The following is a 26,529-nucleotide window of genomic DNA, read 5'->3' as shown; positions in this document are numbered from 1 at the left end:
ATGTCATATTATTCAGCCATACATTTATATCCATGTACATACATAAAAATGTCTGTATTGATTCTTGACAGGGTTCTCGTTTGTTTTTTATTGACCAGCTTTTCATGCAACAAGATCACCATGAGGGGAATTTACCACTCGTGGGTCGTCATGTTATTGAAAGGGTCGAATTAGAAACTGGTGAGAAGTTACCGCCATCGGTAAATCAAAAGGTTCTCGAAGGATCTTTTAGTACAAAGCTTACGATTCGTTGTGATGGTACTCGTGTTCGAGTAGAGGGGAATCCTTCGCGCTGGCAACGTGTGGATAATCTTTTTGGGCTTCAAACTCTTGATGAATGCGTCGCTGTTTACAATCATGTATTAGGCTTTTATGGCTTACCACCATTTACTAAAAACACACGCTTTTCTCATCGTCAATCATCTGATGGTCAAGCATCATCTTTGATAGGTAATGGCGCTGAAATTACACTGATTGACTGGACTCGAAATCATGCTGTAGGCAAGGGCAAGGAACAATCGTTTATCCGTGGGCTTTCTTCTATGCAAATTGGTCGAGGCCGTAAGCCTAAGCTTTACCCTGATGGAAACACGTGCAATTGGGGAGAAGGTTCCACTTGGATTATGGATAAGCTGTATAGGAAAGCGGTTGAATTGCAAAGAAATTTATTAAAGACCCAAAGAACAAAACAAGGAGTTGCACCAGAAGTTTTAAAGTATGTCACTAAATTAATTGAATATTGCGAATCATTCGGCGTTGTACGTGAAGAGCACAGTCTAAGACAAATGTTATTGAAACGACACAACTTACAATTCTACGGCAACGTAACCGAACAAGATTTTCACCACCACTTACAAGACATTGAGAACGCCATGAAGACTATACAAATATCACATGATGAACATCAATCTATTGCCCACCAACTGTTAGCTTCAGGTTCTGTTGATACCTTGCGTAAAGCCAATACAACTATGAGCTACTTTACTATGTGGCAGCATGGTTCTGATTTGAGACAAATATTGAAACCTCGTCAGTTTTACGAGCACAAAGCCCGCCTGAAAGCTATTGGTATTGATATTGGTCAGAAGTTCGATGTTAGCCGTATGTGTCCGACTCTTAAACGCTCTGAAGTCATTGAGATTAACCCCCTACAAATACCGTCTTGGTACAAAATGCCAGTCGTAGCAGAAACTAATATTTTACCTTTTAAAGCATACGCATAGGAATTAAAAATGTTGAAAATTGAAGTGTTTAAAGAAGATGTCAAAACCACATCTCGAACAATGCCAGGGAAGGAGGGAAAGCCACCACGCACTATTTATGAGCAAGACGCTTATGTGTATCTGCAAGGTCGCTTTCCAACGTTAACTAAGGTTCAACTCGAAGAAGGTCAACCACCTTATGAAGCAGGATTTTATACCTTTCATAGCTCTTCTTATGTCGTTAATAATTTCGGTTCTGTGGAATTGAAAAAATACGGAAAAATCATCACACCAATGGAGCTCGAATTATGATTAAGGTCTACATCCAGAGACATTCACCAAGCATGATTGAATTGTATTTTCCAACGCTTGATGAGTTTTATACTTGTAAAGCTGAATGGGACGTTAAGTCCGCTATTGAGGATTTTCTCGAAGGGGCTGAATACGAACTTATAGAAGGTTCTCCTTCAAACTAAGAAGAAAAGCCCGTAACTGGTAGGCAGCTACGGGCTTTATCACAACCAACTAAACTGGAGTTGACTATGACAATCAAAGGATACACGTTCTCGGACGCAGAAAGTAAGTTAAATGGCATTTCCAACATATCTGTTTTTTTAAGAACTGGAGCATGTCCCAAGGAACTTTCATTTGAATTAATTGATCACATGCATGGTGAAATTGAGTCTTTGCAAGGGATTTTGAGCTTCATCCGCGAATCAAAACCTAAATCTGATCAATCAGACCTTAAAATTGAATCAATCGCTTAAGTATCATTTTATTGCTCGGTATTTTTATCGAGCATTTTTTTTAATTTCAACCAATCAAAATAGAGATTTGATTATGCAAATTAAAGATTTGAAGTTATTGTTTGATAACGGAAACTTGAAAAAAGTAACCGTCATCAAAGCCCCAATGAGTGAAAGCTATTTATTGTTATGTGACAAACACGTTTTACAGGCTCAGCGAGGCGGTGATAGGAATTTTAAAAGTATTGATGCTGCGGTAGAAAACGCACAGAAGATAGGATTTAAGCAGGTTACAGTTCGATTTTAGCCATAAAACAACCAACACCTTAGTGCGCATTATGTATATTATGTTAAATTATATGTAGTGAAGTGTGGAGTTGTTGCCTCTATGATTGCGTTATCTAGTTGTCCCCTCTAACCCTAGCTATTTAACCATAACGGCTATTTACCATAAAATAGCTAATAATCATTACTTTAATCAAAGATTAAGTCCTGACTATTAGCTGTATTTTGTGTTGCTGGACTATTAGATTACGCCTAGTTCGCGTAAACGTTCCATTAGATAACTGTCTGCTGTGTAATTTTCAGATAAGACAACTTCTGGTTTTGGGTGTAAAAATAACGGTAACGAGATTCTTGACTGATCTTGTCGTCCACCCGTTGGATTTATGACGCGATGCGTTGTACTTGGAAAATACCCCGCAGAAGCTTCTTGTAGCATGTCGCCAATATTGATGATCAGGTTACCAAAGTCACATGGTACGTCTAACCAATCACCATCTTTGCTCTTCACTTGTAGACCTGGTTCGTTCGCGGCAGGCAAAACCGTTAACAAATTAATGTCTTCGTGTGCTGCAGCTCGAATCGCACCTGGTTCTTCTTCACCTGTCATCGGTGGATAATGCAGTACGCGTAACAGTGTTTTTTCGCTTCCGTTTATCATTTCAGACAACGACACGGAAAACTTCTCTTGAATTTCCTTAGGTGCATACGCTTCTACCCAGCCTAAAAGCTCTTCTGCGAATGCGTTTGCTCTTTGGTAGTAATCTAAGATTTGCTCTTTGAGCTCGGCCGGGATCTGACCCCAAGGGTAAACATGGAAGTATTCTTTAATGTCTTTTACAGCATGTCCCTTAGCAACCTCCGAAACACTTGGTGGGAAGTAACCATCTTGCGTTTCAGAATTAAATAAAAATTCGTTTTTACGCTCTGTCGTAAAGAATGCATGCCAATTTGAATAAATTGATTCAACAAGTTCTTTAGGTACGGGATGATTTTTTAGAACACCGAATCCGGTTTCACGGAGTGATTTTACGAATTGCTCGGCAGCGTCTTCAGCTAGGTAATCGACTGTTTCCAATTTCATGACTTTACTTCTTATTATGATGTAGGTATTAAAGTCGAAGTTTAAAATTGGGCGCGATGTAAATCAAATATTAATGAAATGTTTTTGTTCGAGTGCTTCATTGTTGTCCAATAACTCTCATTATCAACACGATTCGTAATGAAAGACTTACTGATGTCAATTACAAAAAAAGCCAAGCGGATTGCTTGGCTTTTTTGTTCACTTAACTTTAGCCCCCGGCCAATTTTACCGTGTGGCCTTTTTTCTCTAAGTGGGCTTTGATTTTGTCTCGGGCGTCACCTTGGATTTCAATCGTCCCGTCTTTTACTGAACCACCGCAGCCACATACTTTTTTAAGCTCAGCGGCTAACAATTTGAGAGGTGCATCGTCTAGATCTAATCCGGAAACAATGCAGACGCCCTTGCCTTTTCGGCCTTTGGTTTGACGCTGGATGCGAACGATACCATCGCCTTTAACGCGTTCTTGTTTCGGTTCTTCTTGTTTAATTCTGCCGACATCAGTCGAATATACCAGGCTCATAAATTTCTTTTCTATTTGTTAGTCACTTGCCTATTTTAGCCTTTTCTAGCGACTGCCGCCAAGTGAGCATCAATATGTTTTTGGATTGCGATCTTGCCACCTTTAATTAATCGTCCATTAAAGAAGCAATACCAAGCATTTGCAGCGCCTGTATCATTCTTTAAACTGTAACCATTGTAATTTTCTTCTGTGCTACCACCAGAAGCTGGACGGTTAGATGCAAGAGATGAGAACTCTTTAGGGTCAATGAGAGACGCGGTATCACACCACCAATCAACACTTTTTTTGACTGCCGCAAGGTTACCAGCTAACACTTTGTTCTTTATACGAACTTGCCAAACATCAGGATTAGCGTTAGATGACTGTATGGTATAACCACGGTGCATTGTATTAGCCATTAGCATGCAACTCTTAGTTTATTCTTACTACTAATAATAATTGTAAATTGACGTTTATCAAGTAGAATTTGCTTAATGTTAATGGTTATAGTGCGCTAATTATGAAGAAAAACATTCCTTTGATCACAGATAGAGAAAAATTAGCCCAGAGTTGCCGAACTTTTTCTCAGCCGATAGATATCAAGGTGTTAGATAACCTAACCCATGGGATGTATTCAAGTAATTCGTTGAAGTCGATGGTTAATGACTGGAACCGTTTCGTTCAATTTTGCCAGTTAAAACAAGTGAACAGTTTGCCTGCGTCAGTGTCTGCGGTGCGGATCTTCTTGGAAAATGAAGGGCGTAAGCGTAAGTATTCTTCAATTAGGCGTTACGCGTTAACAATTGGCGCCATTCACCGCCTACACTCTCTACCTGAACCGACCAACCATCGTCGAATCAAATTAACGCTCTCAGAGTTTCGCTTAGAAAAATCTGGCGATGCACGCAGTGCGAACGCATTTACTTGTGACCATTTAGATGCACTTTTTGATCTATTAGGTCATTCCGTTGAAACAAAAGACATACGTGATTTAGCCATTTACTCATTGATGTTTGAATGTGCAATGAAGCGCTCCGAGCTCAAACATCTTACTCATAGTGACATCAGTAGTGAAAATGAAATAAAACTTTTACTTGGAAACCAACAATATCAGCTAAGTGCACGGGCAAGTGAGGTTCTTCGTAAATGGATGGCGTTAACTGGGAATGTTGAGGGGTGTGTTTTTTGTCGGATTGATAAACATGAGAATTTGTATCGAGGAGCACTCAATGATTCGTCCATCTATCGGATCTTTCGTAGAGCGAGCGATTTATTGGGTTTACCTGAAGAACTCAAGTTTTCTGGTCAATCGACTCGTGTTGGAGCCGCCCGTGAATTAGCTTCTCAAGGGTACAACGTTCAAGATATCAAAGATTTTGGTCGATGGCTTAGCCCTGCTATGCCCGCACAGTATTTAGGGCGAAAGAACACAGCAGAGCAAGAGATAATGAAATTTACGTTAATTAAGCCATGGGACTAACTATAAGGCCGAGTCTATCGCTTCTTTTAGGAAGTCACTAAACACAATTCCGTGGTTTGCTACCATTTTAGGGAACATAGAAATCGGCGTCATCCCAGGGAATGTATTCACTTCATTTAGGTAGATATGACCATCTTCCGTTAAAAAGAAATCGATGCGTGAGAGATCTTTTAGATTCATTTGCTTGAAGACTTTATAAGCGAACTCCTGGATCTGGTCGATTTGGTCGCGAGTAAGATTCTTAGCTTCGATTTCTGTTAAAGAATGGCTGTCGGAGCTGTATTTTTCTTCGTAGCTATAAAACATCCCTTCTGGTGCAATCACTTCTCCAGGCTTGCTAATAAAGAGCTTACCTTGATACTCAAACCCGGCTACCTCTAATTCACGAGGCTTAACCGATTGCTCAATAAGTACTTGTTCTGAATAACCAAATGCATTAGTAACTGCGTCGTCTAATTCATCTTTTGAAGTGACACTGTAGCAACCAACGGATGAGCCTTGGCAAGCGGCTTTAACAAAAACCTTTCCCCACTTCTCAAATGCAGAATGCGCTTGTTGATGCGCTTCGTCGTTGTTTTCAGAAAGAAAGAGATAAGGTGTGTTCGGGATATCTAACGCGTCGTACCACAGTTTTGACGTGATTTTGTTGAAGCTATTAGTGCTTGCTTCAGGGCCACAACCTAAGTACGGGATTTTAGCCAATTCGAAAAGTGATTGAACGTCCCCTGTTTCACCAGGATAACCGTGAATACACGGCACGATGTAATCAATTGGGAAGTTGTGGTTGTCACCTTTTAAAGATGAATGTGCGATATCAAGTTCAGTTTTTTGGCCGTTCTCTAGTCGCCAGTCAGTTTTACTCATTTCAACACGGATTACATTGAAGTAAGGAGTTAAAGACAACTGTTGCTGGAGATAATTTGCTGAGATTAGCGATACTTCATGTTCGCTAGATCCACCGCCACAAAGCAGTAAGATATTCTTTTGATTCATTGCGAGGTTCTTTCCATGAAAAAACGTGATTAAAAACAGTCTATAGGTTTCAACACCGATATTCAGTAAAAATCATGTCAAACGATGCCAATTTGGATGCGACTGATTACATACCCATCAAACAGACATGAAAAAGGGGCTAATGCCCCTTTTGTCCTAACTTGATGGCCCTATTTCAATTTATTCATTGATGGGTAATCAGAGTTCTTGATGTCGTCGATGCTTTTCGCAAATGGCTTAAGCTTCTGAAATTCTTTTGGTAACGTAGAGATAGCGGCTTTTGCTTCGGCTCTTGACGCGTAATCACCATAAAGAATGGTGTACCAATTTGTTCCTTTAACTTGCTTATAGTTACCCCAGATTGGTTGTCCGTCTGGTAGTTTATTAGCAAAGCCGTTCAGTTTACTTTCGCGGTCTAATGCGATGACTTGAATTGTGTAGCCGTAACGAGGGTTCTTTTTCATCTGCTCGTTGGTTGGCGGCACTATCTTGATCTTTTTCTTTGCGGTTTGAGGAGCGAGCTGAACCGGTTTTTTCTCTTGAGCGACCGGTGCTGCTTTCATCGTCGCTGCAGATTCAGAAGCCATAACCGACTCTTCTTTGATCATCGACTCACTTTTAGCCGTAATCGGTTGAGCAATAGTGTCTACCTTGTAGTCTTCTTTGTAAGACTCGCTAGTCACACCTTTTTCATACGTATCAGAGGCACACGCTGTTAAAAGAACGGATAACCCTATAATGCTAATTTTTTTCATAAGTCACACGACGCTTAGATGAATTTCTGTCAAATCATGCCCATTGATCGTTCCAGAATCAAGTACATAGTCAGTAAATTCTAGACTATCTCGTGACTTATCCCACATTATCTTGTGATTATTACGAGTTATTGATCACATTGCCAAAATATGAGCGATTAGTGTACATGACTATTGCTTTAGACTGAGTAACCAACATCCAAGCGCAAGGGTAGATAATGAACAGTTTGAATAAGCTCCTTAAGCCGAATTCCATCGCCGTTGTCGGCGCTTCTACTCAACCTTACCGCTCCGGCGAAATAGTAATGAAGAACCTATTACAGGGCGGATTTCAAGGCGCAATCCTACCTGTTACCCCAAAGTATAAATCGGTTTGTGGTGTTCTTGCGTATGCCTCTATTGAGCAGGTTCCTATCGTCCCAGATCTTGCGGTTCTCTGCACTCACGCCAGTCGAAATATTTCTATTTTTGAACAACTGGCCAAAAAAGGTGTGGGTGCCGTGATCATTCTGTCGTCTGATATGCATAGACTGGCCGAATCCGGTCAAAGTATTGAACAAGAGTGCTTTGCCATTGCGAAAAAACACAATATTCGAATTTTGGGTCCCAATAGCTTAGGGATTATGTTGCCTTGGCAGAACATCAATGCGTCTTTCTCTCCAGTGACAGCGTCACGAGGTAAGATTGCTTTTATTTCACAATCTGCGGCCGTTTGTACAACCATATTGGATTGGGCAAACGATAAAGACATTGGTTTTTCAGCCTTTATTTCACTGGGCAATGCTTCGGATATCGATTTTGCAGAATTACTCGACTATCTGTGTACAGACAGCAAAACCGACGCCATCTTGCTGTATGTCGACGCAATTAAAGACGCGAGACAGTTTATTTCTGCATCCCGAGCGGCTAGTCGAAACCGCAGGATCTTGGTGCTAAAAAGTGGCCGAACCCTAGCAGGTCAACAAGCGGCACTGCTCCACACTAGAGCGACCCCAAGTTTAGACGTGATATATGATGCTGCGATACGCCGCTCTGGAATGTTGAGAGTAAACAATACCCATGAGTTATTTGCAGCCGTTGAGACCTTAACTCACTCTGTACCATTAAGGGGCGAACGGCTTGCCATTATTACCAATGGCGGCGGACCTGCAATAATGGCTGTCGATACCTTACTCGAGCGTGGAGGAAAACTGGCTGAGCTATCAGATAAGGTTATCGCACAGCTTGATAGGCAATTACCTGAAAGTTGGTCCGGCAGTAACCCTATCGATATGATCGGGGACGCGAGCAGCGCCCGATATGTTGACTGTATTAATACAGTGTTGGATAGTGATGATTGCGATGCACTTCTTATCATGCACAGCCCCTCTGCTATCGCGCATTCAACACAAACGGCACAGGCCATTATTGATTGTATTAAACGTCACCCTCGGCATCGTCACTTCAATATTTTAACAAACTGGTCAGGAGAGCACACAACTCGTGATGCCCGAAGTTTGTTTACCCACGCCGGTATACCAACGTATCGCACGCCAGAAAGTGCGGTTGTCGCGTTTATGCACTTGGTGGAATACAGGAGAAATCAAAAACAATTAATGGAAACCCCCGTATCCGTCGGCCAAATACAGGTTGAGGAAGTCAGTGAAGCAAAAGACTGGATAAATAAACAGTTATCCGATGGAGGCGTCATTTTGGACACTCATCAGAATGCGCCACTGTTGAAGCATTACGGTTTTACCGTCTTACCAACATGGATAGCAAGCGAAGTGAGTGAAGCTGTGCACATTGCCGAAGGCATTGGTTACCCCGTTGCGGTTAAGGTGCGCTCTCCCGATATCGCTCATAAGTCCGACGTTCACGGAGTGATGCTGAACTTAAGGAACAGTGTTGAAGTTGCCAATGCGGCTCAGGGTATACTTGACCAAGTTTCCCTGACTTACCCATCAGCTCGAATTCATGGTTTGTTAGTTCAGGGTATGGCTAGCCGTGCTGGTGGCCAAGAGATTCGTGTAAAAGTTCATAATGACGCGGTCTTTGGCCCCGTCATTATGCTTGGACAAGGTGGATCTGAGTGGAACGAAGCGCTCGACGCTACCGTTGCGATTCCTCCCTTGAACACCACACTGGCTCGTTATCTCATCATCCGTGCGATTAAAGGCGGTAAGTTACGACCGCAACAATTGCCGAACCCGATGGACATCGAAGGGTTAAGTGATTTTCTCGTTCGAATCTCTCAGCTCGTTATTGATTGCCCTGAAATAGCGGAACTGGATATCCATCCAGTACTGGCGAATGGCAATGAGTTTACAATCATAGATGCAGATCTGACGTTGCAACCTTATGAAGGTCATGCTCATCAACGTTTGGCAATTAGGCCATACCCTGTCGAATTTGAAGAAAAAGTGATCGCGAAAGATGGCAGTGAGATTTTACTGCGCCCTATTTTGCCTGAAGATGAACCCATCCATGCAGAATTCATTTCGAGTGTTTCGAAAGAAGATTTGTATAAACGATTTTTTAGTGACGTCGGTGAATTTAATCATGAAGCCTTAGCCAATTTAACCCAAATAGATTATGACCGAGAAATGGCCTTTGTGGCGACCCAACAAAAGCAAGGTAAAGAGGTCATTATTGGTGTTGCACGAGCGTTGGCCGATTCAGAAAATATCGATGCTGAATTCGCCGTCTTAATACGTTCCGATTTAAAAGGGCTAGGTCTTGGTCGGGTGTTAATGGAGAAGGTCATCGATTACTGTCGCCAGCGTGGTACTAAGCAGTTATCAGGTATGACAATGCCAACAAATCGTGGAATGCTTATGTTGGCACAGAAGTTAGGGTTTGAACTGGACGTTCAATTTGAAGATGGCGTAGCGGATATGAGACTGCCCTTAAACGTGTAATCTAATTTCCAATGCTCTTTCATGTATTGAATACACCAAGATTTGCTTTTGCCCATTTTGTTTCGTCGCCACGCTAATACGATGTCGATATTAGCGTCTTCAGAGTCAATGATTTTAGTGAGTACGCCCTGCTCTATTAGTTTGTCAGCTACGTGAGTCGGAATTGTTCCTATGCCTAGCCCGGCAACAAGGGCTTCGACTTTCGAAGGAAAACTGGTAACCGTCAAGCGGGGTTGGTCATCCAAGATATTTCGGCTAAGCGTTGGAGTGTCTCTTGCTGTATCTGCTATAACAATCGCCCGATATCGTTTTTTGGCCTCCATATCGAACTCGCCTTTACGCTTGTGGATGTAATGGTCGGTAGCGGCAACCCAAGTCATCGACATTTTGCCAATGGTGACCACTTTCATATCTTGGGGCACGCTCTCTGGCATCGGACAAATAAGTAAATCTGAGCGGTCAGATATTAGAGATTCCCAACTCCCGGCGAGTATTTCTTCTTGTAGTTTGACTCTGGTTTTTGAAATTGCCCCTAGGTGCTCTACAAGTGGAAAAAAAGAACTGATCGGTATGATGCCATCGTGAGCAATTGTTAAGTCGAGTTCCCACCCGTGGGCAAGAATATTGGCATCTGATACCATTTCCTGCGCTGCACTCAATAGATCTCTGCCACGCTCCAGCAGCAATTTACCGGCTTCAGTAAAAACGGCTTTGTGACCGGAACGGTCGAATATATTGAGATCCAATTCTTGTTCAAGTTTTTGTATTTGATACGTTAAAGAGGACGGTGCTCTGTCTAACTCATTTGCTGCAGATGCAAAGCTGCCTCTTCGGTCTATTGCGTCTAGAATGTGCAATGCTTCTAATGTAATTGGGCTATTCACTTAAACAGTCCTTTGGCTTAAGGCGAGAGATTCATTGATTGATAATGCGTCTATTGAACTAGTAACACAAGATCTTGCTTACCTACAGACACAAAAAATAGCTAACCAACATTTTTGACATTTTCTATAGGCAACAAAAAAGCCAGCCTAAGCTGACTTCTTTCGATTAAGTTCATAAAAAGTAAAATAAAAGTGAATGAACTTAGATCTGTACAGTTATTTTCCTGTCATCTCTTTCTTTACCATTACTACTGCAGCAACGATAAAAGTGATGATTAGCGCGAGCTCCATGAGCAATCTCCACAATCGGTTGATTAACGACTTGAGTTAGAGTAGTTAAAAAAATGTTTTTTAACCTCTAAAAATAAGCAACACGCATATTCTAGCAGCTCAAATTGTTATAGGAAGTAACAAATCCAATTATTAGTGAAAATGTCGATTTAGATCAAAAAAGAACCAATACAGTCCTTTTTCAAATTTATTGCTCGCAACCATTTGTAAAACAGTTCCCTTCAAAAAGTGGTGAGTTCACGTAAAGGTTCGCTCTTAGCTGAGTAAAAACATAATGAGTTGAGTTTCGTATATTTGACTACAATTTGTGGAATTAGGGTCTAAAATTTGTTCAAAAACGTTGTTTTCGCAACAAGTATCATATTTTTAAGATCTTCGACTAATATTTATTCACTCGAATGATTAAGCTCTATGTAATGAAAGCAATGTCAGTAATCGGATGATTAATAAAGTGACGATCAATAAATCGAGATTAAAACTTAACTGCGATATGGGTGAGAGCTTTGGTCTGTGGTCTATGGGAATGGATGAGGACGTCATGCCATGGGTTGACATGGCGAACATCGCGTGCGGATTTCATGCCTCTGACCCAGATATCATGGCGAAGACACTCCTATTAGCAAAACAACACGACGTTATGGTTGGTGCTCACCCAAGCTATCAAGATCTACAAGGTTTTGGCAGGCGAAGTATTCCCCTTTCAGACGATGAAATTACTCACTGCGTCATCTATCAAGTTGGCGCACTGGTCGCGATGGCAAGAATGTACGATTGCAAAGTCGAATATATTAAGCCACACGGTGCGCTTTATAACGACATGATGAGTAATGAGTCGATTTTTGTTGCCATATTGGCCGCCGCGGAAAACTTTGGCCTACCTGTAATGATTTTAGCGGGTGTTAATAACAACCGTTACCTTGACCTTGCCGATCAGTTTAACGTCCCTTTATTGTTTGAAGCCTTTGCTGACCGTGCTTATCAAGATAATGGTTTACTGCTTCCGAGGTCTCATCCTAAAGCGGTACATCATTTGCAAGATGATATCTACCATCAAGTCATTCAATTGGCCCAGTATGGCAGCATAACGAGCCTTAACGGTGCGAAGATCATGCTAGAAGCAGATACTATCTGTGTCCATGGTGACAATGCTGACTCAATTGCGATGGTGCAAAGAATCTCTCAAGGGCTAAAGAGCTTAGGAGGCTAGATGTGAAATCTTTTCGTATTGATCCTGTAGCAGAATGCAGTGTCATGGTTCAGCTTGGCGATCGCATTGATCCCAAGTTTTCTTTACATATTGGGCACATTGCCGACACCATTAGGTTAGAGCTAATGGATGTCATAATGAATGTGACCCCTTCTTACGCAAATATTCTCGTTGATTACCTACCTTTTCTTATGTCAGAACAAGAAATGATCGCTAGGCTCGACACCATCGTTAAACGAGAGCTTGAATACCCTCCAACACAACCTGCTCATCATATTGAAATTCCCGTTTATTATCACGAAAGTGTAGGCCCCGATCTCAAGCGTTATGAACAAGAGAGCGGTTTGTCGACCGATGACGTTATCGAGCTTCATGGCAATCATGTTTACCATGTCTGTGCGATGGGGTTTGCCCCTGGTTTCGCTTTTTTAGCTGAAGTGCCCAAAGAGCTTGTTTTACCACGGCATAGTACACCTCGCCTGTCTGTCCCTGCTGGCAGTGTTGGCATAGCGGCAAACCAAACGGGGGTTTACCCAGAAAGTTCTCCCGGAGGATGGAATATAATAGGTAACTGCCCAATTGCGCTTTACAACCCTACTGGAGATGTAATAAGCCCGTTTAGTATTGGTGATACGGTGTCTTTTTGTGCCATCGAAAGAGAGGAATTTGATGAATTGGGAGGTAAGTTATGGGACTTATAGAAGTCATAAAACCTGGACAGTTAAGTCTTATCCATGACTTTGGTCGTTTTGGACATAGTCAATTGGGGTTAACTCAAGGAGGCCCCATTGATGATTATGCTTACAGTTGGGCTAACTTTCTCTTAAAAAATACGAAGAACAGCGTCGTTATTGAAATTACATTGGGGCAAGCGGCCTTCTTTATTCACCACGAATGCCGACTGGCGATATGTGGGGGCGATTTACAGGCCAAGCTGGACGGCAAACCGGTCCTTAATTGGTCCTCTTTTGTCGCCAAAAAAGGTCAACTACTGTCTTTTTCGTTACCACGTAACGGACTTAGATCCTATTTGGCTGTTAAAGGAGGGTTTGAAGCGCCTGAGCATTATGGGAGCTGTTCTACCGTCCAGCGAGATCAACTTGGCGGGCTTAATTGTGATGGGCAAAGCTTAAACGCAGGCGATCTCATTCCTTTTCACCAACACGAAACGAAAGCCAAACAAAGACATGTCACCTTTAGGTTCACGCCGGATTATAACTTGCCACTTGTACTTCGTCTTATTGAGTCATATCAAGCTGAAACCTTCAGCAATGCTGCAAAATCGACGCTGTACGAAAGTGAGTATATGGTTAGCCAATCTTCTAATCGTATGGGGTATAGATTAGAAGGAGCGGCATTAGACACCCCCAAGGAAAGCTGTCTTTCAGAAGGCATTGCATTAGGCGCTGTCCAGATCCCACCAGATGGCCACCCCATCATTTTGTTAAATGATAGGCAAACATTAGGAGGTTATCCGAAGGTAGGTTGTGTTGCTCGAATCGACTTACCGCGTTTAGCACAAGCAAAGCCGGGGCAAAAAGTATTTTTTGCACAAGGTGATAGAGAAGGTTTACAAAAGGTTTGGTGTAAGTGGGCAAGGTTTTTTGGCTATTAGTACTGGTTGATAGATCACCGCTTTCGGCGACCAACGGTTTGTCGTGACTAATCACCTATTGAGCCTTATGTGATCGGAAGTCACAACAAAAAAGCGTTCAGTTTTATGATAACTGAACGCTTTTTTTAGAACGTAGTTTTGTACAAACGTTTATCTGAGTTAATGGATATCTAATGGATTTAGTATGACTACGTCCCCTACTTCAACGCCTTTTCGGACGATGTTATTGCTTGAAAGCTGCACTAATTGGGTTCGAACTTGATCCTCTTTGAGTACTTTGACGTAATCAAGTTGGCCTACGCGATAGACAGCCTCTTCCGGTAAATGTAATGCCTGTAAAGTTTCACTTTTTACCGATACTTTACCAAAAACACCAGGGTACACCTTGTCTATTCCCTCTAGAGCAATTTTGACCAAAAAGCTTCTAGAGGTAGAGTCTGCCGCTGGTACAATTTCAACCACTTTTCCGGCTCCGGATTTTTCAAACGTCGGCAATTCGAACGGCAATACGGTGCCAATTTGAATATCGTTGATCAATGACTCCGAAATGTTTACCTCAAGTTGTAGTGTTTTTGGGTTATACAGGGTAACCAATAACGTCCCTGGGCCTGCGGTATCTCCTTGGTTAATTGGCCTAGTGGTAATAACCCCATCAAACGGAGACGTAATTATACTGAACCCAAATGTGGTTTCCGCTTCTCGCACGGCGGCTTGAGTCTGTTTATATTTGGCGGTAGTGGTGTCCAGTTGGCTTTTTACTCGATCATACTCTGATTGAGGTAACAGCTTTTTGTTTACCAGTTCACTCACTCGTTGGTATTCCTTACGAGCGGCGTTCAGTTGCGCTTGGGCAGATGAAAGCCCTTGTTCTGACTGCATCACTCGAGCATCCAGATCATCGCTTTCTAAGCGCATTAAGACATCGCCTTTAGTGACACTGGCTCCCGCGTCAACCAGAGTTTCCGCAACTTGTGCCGTTAATAAGGCAGACAGTGAAGCCTTTTGATCGGCCACTACGGTCCCTGTAAATTGCCTATATTGGTTATGAACTGAAGATTGCAGCTCGACTGTCTCTAGAGCTGAAATCTCGCTAGCAGACAGCGTGAGAGCACTTTCTTGTGGGTTGATCTTTGCGGTAAAGAACCCAGCCATATAGAGAAACAAAACACCCAGTAGTGAAAATAGCCCTATCCCTAACGTTAGTTTTGATGATTTCATGCTTCTTCCTCCTTATGAACGGGTAAACCATGGCCTTCAACGTTTTGATACGCTAAATGGTAAACAATGGGGATAACCGCTAATGTAAATACCGTTGATGCGGTAATACCAAATATGATTGACCATGCTAGGCCGTTAAAAATAGGGTCTAATGTAATTACGATGTTTCCTAACAATGTGGTTCCTGCCGTTAATAGGATGGGTCTCATTCTTACTGCTCCGGCTTCAATTAGTGCATCTTGAAGTTTTTTTCCTTCAGCCAGTGACTGATGAATAAATTCAATCAATACCAAGGAATTACGAACCACTATCCCGGCCAACGCAATCATGCCAATCATGGCCGTAGCCGTAAATAATGCAGGATTTGGATAGCCATTAATATCGCTTCCCATCATGTTCAATACCCAAAAACCGGGCATTATTCCGATCACCGTTAACGGAATGGCCAACATAATAATGCCGGAAACCGCTGGTAATCCGGTTTGTATCAACATAACGATGAACACACCCAATAACGCGGCGCCATAGGCAATACCGAGATCTCTAAACACGTCTACCGTGATTTTCCATTCGCCTTCCCCAGACCAAACAACTTCTATGTCTTTGTCTACACTCCAGCCATCGCCTGCGCCATTGTTGAAATAGGTACGCTCAGATGTTGGAACTCGCACATGGTCAGGCTGTGTATCTCGATCTTGATCCGACAACACATCGGCAATGATTTCACCGGGAACTCGTCCAACGCTTTCGGCGTAGACGTAAACAACAGGCTTTAGATTCTTATGGTAAATCGGCTGATCTAGGTCACGAACTTCAAACTGCCCCAACTCAGAAATTTGAACCAAAGGTTGTGGTGTATCTTCTAGCGCACCATTAACGGAAACCTTAGTAATACCCGCTTGACCACGAACGTACAGTGCCAATAAGCTATCTAACTTGTCTCGTTCATTCGATGGCAGTCTAACGCTTACAGGCAATGGCTCAAGCTCACGCTCTGCTTTTAAGTTGGCGAGCACGAAACCCTGATTAGCTGCGGAAATTGTCCGATTGATGTCGGCAACTGAAATTCCCGAAAGCGCGGCCTTCTCACGGTCGACCACAAATTGCCAAACTTGGGTGTTCCCTTGCACTGAGCTATCGACTTCTGATACGAACTCTTCCCTATTGAGTCTATCAACCACAATTTTCGCTTGCTGTTGTAAGCGTTCATAGCTTGTGGTTTCTTTGCCGTACACTTCGGCGGTCAATGTTGCGATAACAGGCGGGCCCGGAGGTACTTCTACTAACTGTATATGGGCGTTGTAGCCCGGTGCGATGGCTTCAAGATCAGTCCTTAGCCGAGTAACAATGCCATGAGACTGCATCTCTCTTCGGTCTTTATCCGCCAGTACAATTCGCAATTCCCCTTGGCTTGGCTGGCTTCTCATAAAGTAATGACGAACCATACCGTTAAAGTCCATGGGTGACGCTAAGCCTGAAAATGCAGAGACAGATTCTACCTCTGGTACATTCACCAAGTACGCAGAGAAATCACGTAAGGCATTCGACGTACTCACAAAACTGCTATCGTCGGGCATATTCAATACCAACTGGAATTCATTTTTGTTGTCGTAAGGTAATAGCTTTAGTGGTACTAACCTCATTGCCGGTAACATTGCAGCCGAGATGAACAGCAATGCGACCACACCTAAAAACATCCAGCTTTTCTTGCGGCTCGCAAGCAACGGCGTTAAGCCTTTTTTGTAAATCTTATATAAGAAAGTCGTCTGAACATTATATTCACCTTGATCTTGGGCGGATCTCAGGATCTTCTTGGCCAACCAAGGCGTAATCATAAACGCAACGACCGTACTGAATACCACACTGATAGGCACATTAAACGCTAACGGCGCCATGTATGGGCCCATCATTCCCGTAATGAAAAACATTGGAGTAAACACGATAACGATGGCCACAGTTGACATCAATAACGCGCTGCGGATCTCCGCCATTGCTAAGACAATTGCTTTTGTGCGGCTGAGGTCTTTTCGTTTTAGGTAACGCTCGATGTTATCAATACTTGCAATCGGGTCGTCAACAATAAGGCCTAACGCTAATATAAGCGCAAATAAGGTAACGCGGTTGATCGAGTAGCCAAAAGCTAAATCCATGCCTAGCGCTGCACCGTAGCTAATTGGTATTGCAATCCCTACGACCAAGGCACTTCGCCAGTTCAAAAATAAACCGACAAAGACCACAACGGTTAGAATTGAAATACCTAAACTAGACACTAAGTTTGATACTTTATCGTCGGCGGTTTGTCCGTAATTACGGATAATGTCGATTTCTACGCCTTCTGGTAGTTGCTCACTTTTAAGTGTATCCAATTCGGCCAGTACGTCTTTGGCGACTGATACAGCATTAGAGCCTTTTTGTTTGGCGACGGAGAGAAAAACCGCGGGATGGGTTTCACTTACTTGTCCGCTGGCTGACCCTTTTTGATACCAAGTGTCATTTTCTGCTTCGCTCGGCCCATCGGTAATGAGCGCAACGTCCCGAAGATAAACCGGCTTACCGTTTACGACGTTTACGACAAGAGAGCCCAATTCAGATGCGTCATTGAAAAACTGACCTGATTCAAGTTGGAAGACGTTGCCAGCTTGATGAGTGATCCCGGCACTTTGTTTTTGATGACTGAGTTTAAATGCATTCTGGAGGTCATCTATGGTCGTCATTCTGCTCGCCATCGCACTAGGATCAAGCGCGACTTCGATGATGCGCGGTTGCCCACCAAATACTTTTACGATGTTGGTGCTGTCGAGTGCTTTTAGACGCTGCGTTGCTTGTTGTGCAATCCGGCGTAGCTCGTAGGTCGAGATATTATCTGGTTGGGTTGAATAAAGGGATGCGACAACGATAGGAACATCGTCTATTTCAACAGGCTTTATTGCCCAATTGGTGACCGACGGGGGGATCTTATCTTGATTCGAGTAGATCTTATTATACAGTTTGATGAGTGCGCCTTCTCGGCTCTCTCCTACGTAATATCGAACAATGACTTGTGCACCATTTTCCATTGATGAGGAATACACATCTTCCACACCATCAATTTGGCTTAATAACTTTTCCAAGGGTTCTGTTACTTGGTTTTCTACTTGTTTGGCACTCAAACCTGGCGCTTGAATAAGTACATCAGCCATAGGAACGATGATTTGAGGATCTTCTTCCTTCGGCGTTAACCATAATGAGATGCCACCGACAACAAGCGCCAACACAATGAGTATCGGTGGTAAGTAGCTGTTCATGACTTTATGAACAAACCCTTGATTAGTCGCCTTTTTCATTTTGCCTCCTTGCCAAGTTCAATTTTGCGAAATTCATTTTTAGTGTCAGATCCTATCTCTTATAAGTACACCCAGAGGCTGTTACGTCGCCAGAAGTGGACTAAATGGTTTGAGTTAACCGTGGCGCTATTTACAAAATACGTCATGTAAATTGGTAATGAGTTTTTCGACTCTTGGGTCTGCCAATGAATAAAAGACTTGTTGAGATTCTTTACGTACCTTCACCAATTTGTGTTTTCGTAATACCGTTAAGTGCTGAGAAAATGCAGATTGGCTTAGTGGCGATTGGCTTTGTAATTGCCCCGCCCCAACTTCGCCATCAACCAGTTGGCATAGCACCATCAACCGGTCTGGGTGAGACATTATTTTCAAGATCTCTGCCACTTCAGTAGCATTGGCCTTCATGATTTCCAGTTCCATATAGACACCTTACTTGTCACATCTAATTTAGATATTATTAAATTAGATGTGGGTGTCAAATATTAATTAGTAAAACCTTAACTAATTAATATTTTATTAGACAAATCTAATTTAGTTAAATATAGTTAAGTAAGATTGATGGAGGACATAATCATGGAATTAGAAAATGGTATTCGAGTTTTAGCAGGATCAATGGTAATACTGTCGATAGTATTAACAGCCTTCGTTAGTCCTCAATTTGTATGGCTAACCGTTTTTGTCGGTGTGAACCTCATTCAAAGCGCTTTTACCGGCCTATGTCCCGCTGCTTTTGTACTAAAAAAGCTCGGTTTTCAGTGATAGGCCAAGAAATTTAATATCGGAGTAATCGTGAAATGACCAAAATTGTAATTGTTGGTGGTGTTGCTGGTGGCGCATCTGCCGCTGCTCGCGCTCGTCGTTTAAGTGAAGATGCAGAAATTATCATGTTTGAGCGTGGCCCTTTTGTTTCCTTCGCCAATTGCGGTTTGCCGTACCATATCGGTGGAGACATTCAAGAGCGTAGCAAGCTATTGCTACAAACACCGGAAAGTTTCCTAGCACGCTTTAATGTTGATGTTCGTGTTATGAATGAAGTTGTCGGTATTAACAGACAAAACAAGTCAGTGACGATAAAGAACTTACTAGATAACTCTGAGTACACTGAAAATTACGATTTTCTTTTGTTAAGCCCTGGAGCTGCGCCTATTGTTCCACCGATACCAGGAATTGATAACCCGCTTACTCATTCCCTGCGTAATATTCCCGATATGGATAGAATTTTACGTACTTTAGAAATGAATAAACCAGAACACGCGACTGTCGTGGGTGGTGGCTTTATTGGACTAGAGATGATGGAAGCCTTTCACCAACTTGGAATCAAAACCACGTTAGTAGAGATGGCTGACCAAGTAATGACTTCTGTTGATAAAGAAATGGCCGGTTATGCTCATGCCGAAATTCGGAACAAAGGTGTCGATTTACGATTAGGTGTAGCATTAGAGTCTATCGAATTTCAGCCAAATACGTCGATTGCCAGTGTTGATTCAGGTGAAAGTACTGATCATCAACACCTCACGGGCCAGTTGACCCTCAGCTTAAATAATGGTGACTCATTCGACACTGATGTTTTAATTATGGCAATTGGTGTTCGTCCTGAAACCAGCCTTGCTATAGAAGCTGGATTGCAGATCGGCACATTAGGCGGAATTTATACCAATGAGCAAATGCAAACCAGTGATCCCGCAATCTATGCGGTCGGTGATGCTATTGAAGAGAAAGATTTTGTAACGGGTGAGCAAACATTAGTTCCTCTTGCTGGCCCGGCGAATCGTCAAGGCAGAATGGCTGCAGACAACATGCTAGGTCGAAATGAAACCTATCAAGGAACACAAGGCACGGCAATATGTAAAATATTTGATTTGGCGGTGGCCTCTGTCGGTAAGAATGAAAAACAACTTATTAAAGAAGGCATTGATTACGAAAAAGTCTACGTGCACACCGCAAGCCACGCGAGTTACTACCCAGGCGCAGAAATCGTGTCTTTAAAACTCATTTATGCACCAAACAGCGGGAAAATCTTAGGTGCTCAAGCGACGGGTAAAGATGGAGTCGATAAACGTATTGATGTTCTTGCAGTAGCCCAACGCGCTGGAATGACAATAGAGCAATTACAGCACCTTGAACTAACGTATGCTCCTCCTTACGGGAGTGCAAAAGATGTGATTAATCAGGCTGCGTTTGTGGCAACCAACCTAATGAATAACACAGCAAAAGGCATTCACTATCATGACGTCGATACGTTAAGTAATTATCAGATCATGATCGACGTGCGTACGCCAGGCGAAGTCGCGAACGGCTGTATTGAAGGTGCTATTAACATCCCTGTTGACCAACTTCGTCAGCGTATGGATGAACTGCCCAAAGACAAGGAAATCGTCATTTGCTGTCAAGTTGGGTTACGCGGTCACGTAGCATATCGTCAATTAGTTAACAACGGCTTTAGAGCACGAAATATGATTGGTGGCTACCGCACTTATAAGTTTGCTCAGGCGTAATTGTTATTGTAGCCCGTGCTTATGAGTTAACTAAGGGCCTTTTGGTTCCTTAGTTAACTTAAGATCGCGCGTATTGTATTTTCAGAATGTTGATAATCGATTGAAAGCTCCGTAATAACACCGCCCTTTTCTACAAATAGTGATGGGAAGCTGTTACCGCCAATTGAGCGTGCGAACGATATTTCGTTTAGCAAGCGTTGCTGAGTGGTATCGGACAAAAACTCGTGACTAAACCTGCTGTTATCGAGCCCTATCCTATCTGCCAACTCAAGCAACACTTGATCGTCGCTCGGGTTCAACGCTTCTAAGTAGTAAGCTTTTTGAATCGCCTCATACAATTCAATTTCTTTACCTTGTGAGCGAGCGGCAAGTATTGCTCGACAGGATGGGTAAGTTGAACGTCGTGGTGTGTTGTTTGTCCAAAAATCGTAGTTAAACTGGGTGCCTAAGTAATTTTCGATTTTCTTCCAGTAGGAAGCGATTTGCTGCTGCATTTCTAACGGCATCGGAATGTCTGAATCTGGTGCTAAGCCGCCCAATAGGTATTTAATGTCCACTTTGTCATGTACTGCTTGTTCAATCTGCTCCCAAATGGGCTTATAGCCCCAACACCAAGAACACATTGGGTCGTAAACGTAATAGAGCTTTATTGAAGTAGACATTCTATTTTCCTTGGTTTGACATTGGGCCTCTACGTCCAGTGTACCAATCTAGTACGGGGATTTCTTTGTCGATTTTTGAGCAAATGATTCTAAGGCTTGGTATAGTGCCCCCAAATTTCGATAGTGAATGGATAATTCAGTGAAAACACCTTGTGTGGCTGCCTGTAAAAATGAAGGCGGTATTTGTAGTGGGTGCTACAGAACGATAGATGAAATCGTTCAATGGCAGCATGTGACTGAGCAAGAGCGAGATCTCGCGATGAAAGCTTTATCTGGTGAATTAAGCTCGCACGTCTGCCCGCAATGTGGTGAAAATGCCCAATGTGACATCAGCGCCGGAAATGAAACTTGCTGGTGCTTCAAACTGGAAAAGCGTGACACTTCTGATCTGAAAAAAGGTGATCCTTGTTTGTGTAGGAAGTGTTTATCTCGCTTACCGATTCAATAACAAGAAAGTAAGGGAGCATGATACTCCCTTGGCTTTTCTAACTAAGCGCATTTTAGAGCGAAGACCTTTTAGAAGGTAATGCCAACGCTCAGTGTGAGTTTATGATTTTTTGGCAACTCAATTACCTGCTCATTGGACGAGGTTTTCTTTGTTGCATGACCCTGTTGTAAAGCGTCGTAACTAAGGCTAATAATAATGCATCAATGAAAAATAACGATGCGACAACCGTGTCATTGACCTTATACTCAAATAGTATTCATGGACGATATACAAGGGAGTTTTGATTTGCGCCGATACCCTTGGCTAAATGCCAGCATTAAGATGACAATTGCAACCAGCGTATTCTTGTTGCTCCCGAGTTACTTAGAAACGATTACGACTCAATTTAATGCCAGCCAACAAACAATGACCCGTCTGGCGACTATTGAATTGCTCGGTTTTGCCATCGCACCATTCTTATATCTGCTGATTCAGAAGACATCCCTTCTCGTCATCAACGAACGAACAACCATCATCGCCCTCGCTTTGTTTCATGTTACTAGCGCCTATTGCCAGGATATTGCGTACTTCTATGGATTAAGAGTCGGCGCAGGGATTTGCGCTGGGTTAATTACAATGTTTACCTATGACGCGTTATCCAAATTAGACAGACCTAGTGCTGCATTTGGTAAAGCCATTGCGACCCAAATGATATTCAGTGCCGCTGCATTCTTTATTATGCCGTCTTTAACGTCTCAATTTGGTGTCCATGCTTTCTTTCTGCTGTTGGCAATACTATCCGCTTTGTTATACGCGTTGCCTAGATTACCTAAGGTGCATGTAAGCAATGATGATCTAGGAACCAAACCAAGTACCCCACTGTTGGTTGTTTGTTTACTCGCACTATTCGTATTTTTAATGACACACTCTGCAACTTGGGCTTCGCTTAACCAGATCAGTGCTTCAATTAACATTACGGGGCAACAGCAAGGTAACATATTGGCATTAGGCACCATATTTAGCCTTATTGGAGCATCTTCTTCAGTATATGTTTCCAATATAAGTCATAGACTCGCTCGAGTTGTCTTATTTTCGGCAGTTTCTGCGCAGGTATTGTGTATAGCAGCGCTGTTTAACATTAACGGAGTCGTGGGGTATATAGTTTCCGTCTCTGCCTTTATGTTTTTATGGAATTTAATCTTACCTCTGTTGATGGGGGCGATTACAGACGCGGATCACTCTGGAACAACGATTCGATTTGCCGTTACTGCTCAGACTGTGGGTGCGGCGTTTGGTCCGTCAATACTCATTGAGGGCTGGGGTATGGTTCAGTTAATAGGCTTTTTGGTCATCAATATGGGTCTGATCTACGCGGTAATTAATTACCCGCATCGCTCACATACCCAGCAAACTTGACATCAGTTGTGGCCTGCTAAATAGAAAAAGCCGCGATCGCGGCTTTTTTAGTATTGCCTAACCTAAAGAAGGTGAAAGGTTAGTAAGCTATCTTTGAATATTACTCAGGGCGATTTTTGCAATGTGTGATTGCCTGATCGAGCAATTCTAATGCGCTTTGCTCACAAGGTGGTAATTGGGCATCAGACTCAGCGACAGCTGTTACCCTGTCACCCCACTTTATATGTCCGGCAGCCCATGTAAGGCCTGCGCCAAATGCAGCAGTAAGAATGTTATCCCCTGCTTTTATGTGTCCTTGCTCTACGGCTTCACATAATGCGATCGGCACTGTAGCTGCAGAGGTGTTGCCGTACTTTTGGATGTTAACAAAAGCTTTTTCTTGTTCGATACCAGCAAAATCACACAAGGTTTGAATAATACGAATATTCGCTTGGTGCGGAATGACAACGTCGATTTTGTCTGTGCTCAGTTGCGAGCGTTCAAGAACTTGATGCGCTGCGGCGCCCATTCCCTTAACAGCACGTTTGAATATTTCTTTCCCGACGAAGTTGAAATCCCAGTAACCGTTGTCTGCTGCAAAGCGATCCATTGCGGTTCCATATCCAGGAACCGCTAAAATATCACGTCCTTTAGCATCACAACCTAATTGGGCTTCTTGAAGGCCAACTGGCTTTTCTTCAGTACGGCTAAGTACCACCGCTCCTGAACCATCACCAAACAGGACAGCCGTGTCGCGCTGTGTCCAGTCAATGTAGAACGATAAACGTTCAGCGCCAATCACCAACGCGTTGCGGTAATTACCGGCTTGAATAAGTCGAGTTGCGGTTTCAAGCCCGTACACAAAGCCAGTACATGCCGCGTTCAAATCAAATGAAGCAGCAGTACGAATACCTAAGTTGGCTTGCACTTTAGATGCGATATTTGGGATTAAAGTGTCTGGAGAACACGTTGCAACGATGATGCAATCGATGTCACTTGCATTAATTCCTGCACAAGCGATAGCTTGCTTAGCAGCGACGGTTGCAAGCTCTGATGTGTTAACGTGACTGATACGACGGCTTTCAATTCCCGTACGAGAACGAATCCAATCATCTGACGTTTCTAGGAACGTACCTAGGTCATGATTTGAAAGTGCAGCGGGTGGAAGGCATTTGCCCCAACCTGTAATTTCTGCAAAAACTCGGCTCATAGTTCCTCTCTTGATCTATGTTTTTATAGTGTGTTGTTCTGATCTGAATCGCGTAGCATTAGATATTACTGAAGAAAAACAGATAAAGATAACGAATAGTGCTAAACAGATTACCGAAACTGCGTACCAAATAAAACGTAAACGTTTGCTTCGTGATGGTTAGCACACAAAAAAATGGTCTACATCGAAATGCAGACCGAATTCCTCGTGGAGCAAGGACAGATCACCTACGGGGGAGTGATTGCTTAGACTTAAAATACAAAGCCAAATGGATGCCATGACTGTTGGAAAATTGCTTCAATCGGCATCGTTTGAAACAATCTGCCGCTTTTAAGCTGCGACGAGCTTTTCTGAAGGTACGTCAATAAGCCAGCACACATTAATACTGCCCACGCCTTCCATGGATTCTAGTTGCGTCATTAGAATTGACTGGATATTTTCCTTTTTAGCCTCATCTTGAAGTGCTCCTGTAACCTGCTTGGCTAGCGCTTCATCTTTATAAGGGCTAGCACTGAAGTATTTGGGTATTACACCGCGTAAAATAGTAAGTCGATTCAGGATGGTCGTGTTATCAGATAAGGCCCAGATCACCGCGTTACTGCGGCAACGTGACATTAGCAATGGGGTTTCGCCTAGTTGCGTTAATATCGCGACACCAAGGTCTTGATGCACTTTCGTTGCAGATATCATGGAAGAAAGCGCAAAACTTTTACCAGCATCACTACATAAATGCTGCAGTTGATCCCAGCATCCTTGAGCACAAGTTTGTTCTTCTTCTGCACCCTTCGCAATTCGTACCATCGCTTCAACCGCTTCAACTGGGTAGTTTCCTGCCGCGGATTCAGCAGAAAGCATGATGGCATCCGTTCCGTCGATAATCGCATTAGCAACATCGAGCACTTCAGCGCGGGTTGGTAGTGGGTTTTCAATCATAGATTCCATCATTTGAGTTGCTGTAATAACAGGCTTACCTAAAAACCTTGCACGGCTAATCAGTTGTTTTTGTACAATAGGTAAGCGAGCATCGCCAATTTCAACCCCTAAGTCACCACGAGCAACCATTACTATGTCGGAGGCGTTAATCACGTCATCCATGTTAGCTTGGCTCTCTACGACTTCAGCTCGTTCTACTTTAGCGACAATCTGTGCATCAGAACCAGCCTTGTGTAACAGAGCTCTCGCATGTTCGATATCTGCTCCGTTTCTAGGAAACGAAACCGCCACAAAGTCAGCTTTTATTTTTGATGCAGTTACAATGTCTTGCTTATCTTTTTCTGTGAGTGCAGGCGCGGAAAGCCCACCCCCGAGTAGGTTAATCCCTTTACGGTTTGATAGCTTTCCTTGGTTGAGAACTTTCGTCTTGGCCCACTGCTCTTCTTTGTTAACTTGTATTACTTTTAGTTGAATACGCCCGTCGTCTAACAACAAGGTATCGCCAACCTCAAGATCTTGAATTAAATCTGGAAAATCTAATCCCACACGCTCCTTATCCCCAGCAGTGGCATCGAGTTTCGCATCTAAATAAAATGTATCGCCTTGCGTTAAGTGTATGGCGTTGTTTTTGAAACTCGAAATACGAATTTTGGGTCCCTGAAGGTCGACAAGAACACCAACATGTTTGTTCATGTCTGCCGCGAGTAGGCGCACCATATTAGCGCGCTCGATATGTTCTTCGGCTGTGCCATGAGAGAAGTTAAGTCTTACTACGTTGACACCGGCATTGATTAGCTTACTGATCATTTCAGGGCTTTGTGACGCCGGGCCAAGAGTGGCTACTATTTTGGTTTTGCACATCATGATGATCCTATTAACGACAACTAAAAAAGGGAGTTAAAAATGGTAATCGGCAGAGACCGAAGCC

The 26,529-nt window shown here is 43.0% G+C and carries 26 protein-coding genes; 14 read left to right on the top strand and 12 right to left on the bottom strand.

Going from position 1 to position 26,529, the window contains the following annotated elements; all coding sequences use genetic code 11:
- The first annotated feature begins 80 nt into the window (after positions 1-80).
- The 5 genes from VTAP4600_RS24745 to VTAP4600_RS24730 all read left to right on the top strand — a co-directional run bounded on the left by VTAP4600_RS24745 (position 81) and on the right by VTAP4600_RS24730 (position 2,255).
- Positions 81-1,223, top strand: coding sequence for a phage/plasmid replication protein, II/X family (locus VTAP4600_RS24745; RefSeq protein ID WP_102525338.1), 1,143 nt, complete (start codon positions 81-83; stop codon positions 1,221-1,223).
- A gap of 9 nt (positions 1,224-1,232) precedes the next feature.
- Positions 1,233-1,514, top strand: coding sequence for a single-stranded DNA-binding protein (locus VTAP4600_RS24740; protein WP_102525337.1), 282 nt, complete (start codon positions 1,233-1,235; stop codon positions 1,512-1,514).
- Positions 1,511-1,678 carry a hypothetical protein gene (locus tag VTAP4600_RS26050; protein WP_172443222.1) on the top strand — a complete coding sequence of 56 codons (168 nt, stop codon included), beginning with the start codon at positions 1,511-1,513 and terminating at the stop codon, positions 1,676-1,678. The genes VTAP4600_RS24740 and VTAP4600_RS26050 overlap by 4 nt, the downstream gene beginning before the upstream one ends.
- A gap of 66 nt (positions 1,679-1,744) precedes the next feature.
- Complete coding sequence (locus tag VTAP4600_RS24735; RefSeq protein WP_102525336.1) at positions 1,745-1,969, top strand: RstC protein; 225 nt, start codon at positions 1,745-1,747, stop codon at positions 1,967-1,969.
- A gap of 73 nt (positions 1,970-2,042) precedes the next feature.
- Positions 2,043-2,255: a plasmid replication protein RepB gene (locus VTAP4600_RS24730; protein ID WP_102525335.1), complete on the top strand. Its 213-nt coding sequence runs from the start codon at positions 2,043-2,045 to the stop codon at positions 2,253-2,255.
- A gap of 219 nt (positions 2,256-2,474) precedes the next feature.
- Here VTAP4600_RS24730 and VTAP4600_RS24725 read toward each other — a convergent pair whose 3' ends face one another.
- From VTAP4600_RS24725 to VTAP4600_RS24715, 3 genes are all read right to left on the bottom strand, one after another.
- Entirely contained in the window at positions 2,475-3,314 is an 840-nt protein-coding gene (locus VTAP4600_RS24725) for an isopenicillin N synthase family dioxygenase (protein WP_102525334.1), read from the bottom strand.
- A 208-nt stretch (positions 3,315-3,522) separates the two neighbouring features.
- On the bottom strand, positions 3,523-3,834 hold the full coding sequence (gene yciH / locus VTAP4600_RS24720; RefSeq protein WP_102525333.1) for a stress response translation initiation inhibitor YciH: 312 nt from the start codon (positions 3,832-3,834) through the stop codon (positions 3,523-3,525).
- Between the two features lie 35 nt (positions 3,835-3,869).
- Positions 3,870-4,232, bottom strand: coding sequence for a DUF3319 domain-containing protein (locus tag VTAP4600_RS24715; RefSeq protein ID WP_102525540.1), 363 nt, complete (start codon positions 4,230-4,232; stop codon positions 3,870-3,872).
- A gap of 101 nt (positions 4,233-4,333) precedes the next feature.
- Here VTAP4600_RS24715 and VTAP4600_RS24710 point away from each other — a divergent pair, with 101 nt between their 5' ends.
- Complete coding sequence (locus VTAP4600_RS24710; protein WP_102525332.1) at positions 4,334-5,293, top strand: tyrosine-type recombinase/integrase; 960 nt, start codon at positions 4,334-4,336, stop codon at positions 5,291-5,293.
- Here VTAP4600_RS24710 and VTAP4600_RS24705 read toward each other — a convergent pair whose 3' ends face one another.
- A complete protein-coding gene (locus tag VTAP4600_RS24705; RefSeq protein ID WP_102525331.1) occupies positions 5,294-6,286 on the bottom strand; it encodes a D-alanine--D-alanine ligase in 993 nt (330 codons plus the stop codon). It abuts the gene before it with no gap.
- Between the two features lie 170 nt (positions 6,287-6,456).
- Positions 6,457-7,041, bottom strand: coding sequence for an SPOR domain-containing protein (locus VTAP4600_RS24700; RefSeq protein WP_102525330.1), 585 nt, complete (start codon positions 7,039-7,041; stop codon positions 6,457-6,459).
- 218 nt (positions 7,042-7,259) lie between these two features.
- Here VTAP4600_RS24700 and VTAP4600_RS24695 point away from each other — a divergent pair, with 218 nt between their 5' ends.
- Complete coding sequence (locus VTAP4600_RS24695; protein WP_102525329.1) at positions 7,260-9,941, top strand: bifunctional acetate--CoA ligase family protein/GNAT family N-acetyltransferase; 2,682 nt, start codon at positions 7,260-7,262, stop codon at positions 9,939-9,941.
- Here the strand turns inward: VTAP4600_RS24695 and VTAP4600_RS24690 are convergent.
- Positions 9,893-10,825 (bottom strand): LysR family transcriptional regulator, encoded by a 933-nt coding sequence (locus VTAP4600_RS24690; protein WP_102525328.1) that lies wholly within the window; start codon positions 10,823-10,825, stop codon positions 9,893-9,895. The genes VTAP4600_RS24695 and VTAP4600_RS24690 overlap by 49 nt on opposite strands.
- 748 nt (positions 10,826-11,573) lie before the next feature.
- Here VTAP4600_RS24690 and VTAP4600_RS24685 point away from each other — a divergent pair.
- The 3 genes from VTAP4600_RS24685 to VTAP4600_RS24675 are packed head-to-tail and all read left to right on the top strand — an operon-like array spanning position 11,574 to position 13,938.
- Positions 11,574-12,323 (top strand): 5-oxoprolinase subunit PxpA, encoded by a 750-nt coding sequence (locus tag VTAP4600_RS24685; protein ID WP_102525539.1) that lies wholly within the window; start codon positions 11,574-11,576, stop codon positions 12,321-12,323.
- A 44-nt stretch (positions 12,324-12,367) separates the two neighbouring features.
- Positions 12,368-13,024: a 5-oxoprolinase subunit PxpB gene (gene pxpB / locus VTAP4600_RS24680; RefSeq protein WP_102525538.1), complete on the top strand. Its 657-nt coding sequence runs from the start codon at positions 12,368-12,370 to the stop codon at positions 13,022-13,024.
- On the top strand, positions 13,012-13,938 hold the full coding sequence (locus tag VTAP4600_RS24675) for a 5-oxoprolinase subunit C family protein (RefSeq protein ID WP_102525327.1): 927 nt from the start codon (positions 13,012-13,014) through the stop codon (positions 13,936-13,938). Before pxpB ends, VTAP4600_RS24675 begins: the two co-directional genes overlap by 13 nt.
- Positions 13,939-14,097: 159 nt before the next feature.
- Here VTAP4600_RS24675 and VTAP4600_RS24670 read toward each other — a convergent pair whose 3' ends face one another.
- From VTAP4600_RS24670 to VTAP4600_RS24660, 3 genes are all read right to left on the bottom strand, one after another.
- The gene (locus VTAP4600_RS24670; protein WP_102525326.1) at positions 14,098-15,156 is read right to left on the bottom strand and encodes an efflux RND transporter periplasmic adaptor subunit; all 1,059 of its coding nucleotides are present in this window, start codon (positions 15,154-15,156) and stop codon (positions 14,098-14,100) included.
- The gene (locus VTAP4600_RS24665; RefSeq protein WP_231897955.1) at positions 15,153-18,479 is read right to left on the bottom strand and encodes an efflux RND transporter permease subunit; all 3,327 of its coding nucleotides are present in this window, start codon (positions 18,477-18,479) and stop codon (positions 15,153-15,155) included. The genes VTAP4600_RS24670 and VTAP4600_RS24665 overlap by 4 nt, the downstream gene beginning before the upstream one ends.
- Before the next feature lie 126 nt (positions 18,480-18,605).
- Positions 18,606-18,899 carry an ArsR/SmtB family transcription factor gene (locus VTAP4600_RS24660; RefSeq protein WP_102525325.1) on the bottom strand — a complete coding sequence of 98 codons (294 nt, stop codon included), beginning with the start codon at positions 18,897-18,899 and terminating at the stop codon, positions 18,606-18,608.
- 153 nt (positions 18,900-19,052) lie between these two features.
- On the opposite strand from VTAP4600_RS24660, the gene VTAP4600_RS24655 reads away from it, so the two are divergent.
- Together VTAP4600_RS24655 and VTAP4600_RS24650 are read left to right on the top strand one after the other, a co-directional pair.
- The gene (locus tag VTAP4600_RS24655) at positions 19,053-19,238 is read left to right on the top strand and encodes a YgaP family membrane protein (protein WP_102525324.1); all 186 of its coding nucleotides are present in this window, start codon (positions 19,053-19,055) and stop codon (positions 19,236-19,238) included.
- A gap of 35 nt (positions 19,239-19,273) precedes the next feature.
- Positions 19,274-20,974, top strand: a complete 1,701-nt coding sequence (locus tag VTAP4600_RS24650; protein ID WP_102525323.1) for an FAD-dependent oxidoreductase — start codon at positions 19,274-19,276, stop codon at positions 20,972-20,974.
- Between the two features lie 53 nt (positions 20,975-21,027).
- Here VTAP4600_RS24650 and VTAP4600_RS24645 read toward each other — a convergent pair whose 3' ends face one another.
- On the bottom strand, positions 21,028-21,636 hold the full coding sequence (locus VTAP4600_RS24645) for a DsbA family protein (RefSeq protein ID WP_102525322.1): 609 nt from the start codon (positions 21,634-21,636) through the stop codon (positions 21,028-21,030).
- A gap of 139 nt (positions 21,637-21,775) precedes the next feature.
- Here VTAP4600_RS24645 and VTAP4600_RS24640 point away from each other — a divergent pair, with 139 nt between their 5' ends.
- Both VTAP4600_RS24640 and VTAP4600_RS24635 read left to right on the top strand, forming a co-directional pair.
- A complete protein-coding gene (locus VTAP4600_RS24640) occupies positions 21,776-22,084 on the top strand; it encodes a DUF1289 domain-containing protein (protein WP_102525536.1) in 309 nt (102 codons plus the stop codon).
- A 258-nt stretch (positions 22,085-22,342) separates the two neighbouring features.
- Complete coding sequence (locus VTAP4600_RS24635; RefSeq protein WP_102525321.1) at positions 22,343-23,479, top strand: MFS transporter; 1,137 nt, start codon at positions 22,343-22,345, stop codon at positions 23,477-23,479.
- A 100-nt stretch (positions 23,480-23,579) separates the two neighbouring features.
- Here the strand turns inward: VTAP4600_RS24635 and VTAP4600_RS24630 are convergent, their stop codons facing one another.
- Positions 23,580-24,668, bottom strand: coding sequence for a ketoacyl-ACP synthase III (locus VTAP4600_RS24630; RefSeq protein WP_102525320.1), 1,089 nt, complete (start codon positions 24,666-24,668; stop codon positions 23,580-23,582).
- Positions 24,669-24,998: 330 nt separating this feature from the next.
- On the bottom strand, positions 24,999-26,462 hold the full coding sequence (gene pyk / locus VTAP4600_RS24625; protein ID WP_102525319.1) for a pyruvate kinase: 1,464 nt from the start codon (positions 26,460-26,462) through the stop codon (positions 24,999-25,001).
- Positions 26,463-26,529: the final 67 nt, after the last annotated feature.

Source organism: Vibrio tapetis subsp. tapetis (assembly GCF_900233005.1).
Lineage (GTDB): Bacteria > Pseudomonadota > Gammaproteobacteria > Enterobacterales > Vibrionaceae > Vibrio > Vibrio tapetis.
The sequence above is the reverse complement of the archived record's forward strand: the minus strand, read 5'-3'. Positions and strand labels throughout refer to the sequence as shown.

Excerpts from the sequence above, each read along its gene's own strand:
- VTAP4600_RS24740 (WP_102525337.1), top strand. The coding sequence starts at position 1,233 with ATGTTGAAAATTGAAGTGTTTAAAGAAGATGTCAAAACCACATCTCGA.
- VTAP4600_RS26050 (WP_172443222.1), top strand. The coding sequence starts at position 1,511 with ATGATTAAGGTCTACATCCAGAGACATTCACCAAGCATGATTGAATTG.
- VTAP4600_RS24735 (WP_102525336.1), top strand. The coding sequence starts at position 1,745 with ATGACAATCAAAGGATACACGTTCTCGGACGCAGAAAGTAAGTTAAAT.
- VTAP4600_RS24730 (WP_102525335.1), top strand. The coding sequence starts at position 2,043 with ATGCAAATTAAAGATTTGAAGTTATTGTTTGATAACGGAAACTTGAAA.
- VTAP4600_RS24725 (WP_102525334.1), bottom strand. The coding sequence starts at position 3,314 with ATGAAATTGGAAACAGTCGATTACCTAGCTGAAGACGCTGCCGAGCAA.
- yciH (WP_102525333.1), bottom strand. The coding sequence starts at position 3,834 with ATGAGCCTGGTATATTCGACTGATGTCGGCAGAATTAAACAAGAAGAA.
- VTAP4600_RS24715 (WP_102525540.1), bottom strand. The coding sequence starts at position 4,232 with ATGGCTAATACAATGCACCGTGGTTATACCATACAGTCATCTAACGCT.
- VTAP4600_RS24710 (WP_102525332.1), top strand. The coding sequence starts at position 4,334 with ATGAAGAAAAACATTCCTTTGATCACAGATAGAGAAAAATTAGCCCAG.
- VTAP4600_RS24705 (WP_102525331.1), bottom strand. The coding sequence starts at position 6,286 with ATGAATCAAAAGAATATCTTACTGCTTTGTGGCGGTGGATCTAGCGAA.
- VTAP4600_RS24700 (WP_102525330.1), bottom strand. The coding sequence starts at position 7,041 with ATGAAAAAAATTAGCATTATAGGGTTATCCGTTCTTTTAACAGCGTGT.
- VTAP4600_RS24695 (WP_102525329.1), top strand. The coding sequence starts at position 7,260 with ATGAACAGTTTGAATAAGCTCCTTAAGCCGAATTCCATCGCCGTTGTC.
- pxpB (WP_102525538.1), top strand. The coding sequence starts at position 12,368 with ATGGTTCAGCTTGGCGATCGCATTGATCCCAAGTTTTCTTTACATATT.
- VTAP4600_RS24675 (WP_102525327.1), top strand. The coding sequence starts at position 13,012 with ATGGGACTTATAGAAGTCATAAAACCTGGACAGTTAAGTCTTATCCAT.
- VTAP4600_RS24670 (WP_102525326.1), bottom strand. The coding sequence starts at position 15,156 with ATGAAATCATCAAAACTAACGTTAGGGATAGGGCTATTTTCACTACTG.
- VTAP4600_RS24665 (WP_231897955.1), bottom strand. The coding sequence starts at position 18,479 with ATGAAAAAGGCGACTAATCAAGGGTTTGTTCATAAAGTCATGAACAGC.
- VTAP4600_RS24660 (WP_102525325.1), bottom strand. The coding sequence starts at position 18,899 with ATGGAACTGGAAATCATGAAGGCCAATGCTACTGAAGTGGCAGAGATC.
- VTAP4600_RS24655 (WP_102525324.1), top strand. The coding sequence starts at position 19,053 with ATGGAATTAGAAAATGGTATTCGAGTTTTAGCAGGATCAATGGTAATA.
- VTAP4600_RS24650 (WP_102525323.1), top strand. The coding sequence starts at position 19,274 with ATGACCAAAATTGTAATTGTTGGTGGTGTTGCTGGTGGCGCATCTGCC.
- VTAP4600_RS24645 (WP_102525322.1), bottom strand. The coding sequence starts at position 21,636 with ATGTCTACTTCAATAAAGCTCTATTACGTTTACGACCCAATGTGTTCT.
- VTAP4600_RS24635 (WP_102525321.1), top strand. The coding sequence starts at position 22,343 with ATGGACGATATACAAGGGAGTTTTGATTTGCGCCGATACCCTTGGCTA.
- VTAP4600_RS24630 (WP_102525320.1), bottom strand. The coding sequence starts at position 24,668 with ATGAGCCGAGTTTTTGCAGAAATTACAGGTTGGGGCAAATGCCTTCCA.
- pyk (WP_102525319.1), bottom strand. The coding sequence starts at position 26,462 with ATGTGCAAAACCAAAATAGTAGCCACTCTTGGCCCGGCGTCACAAAGC.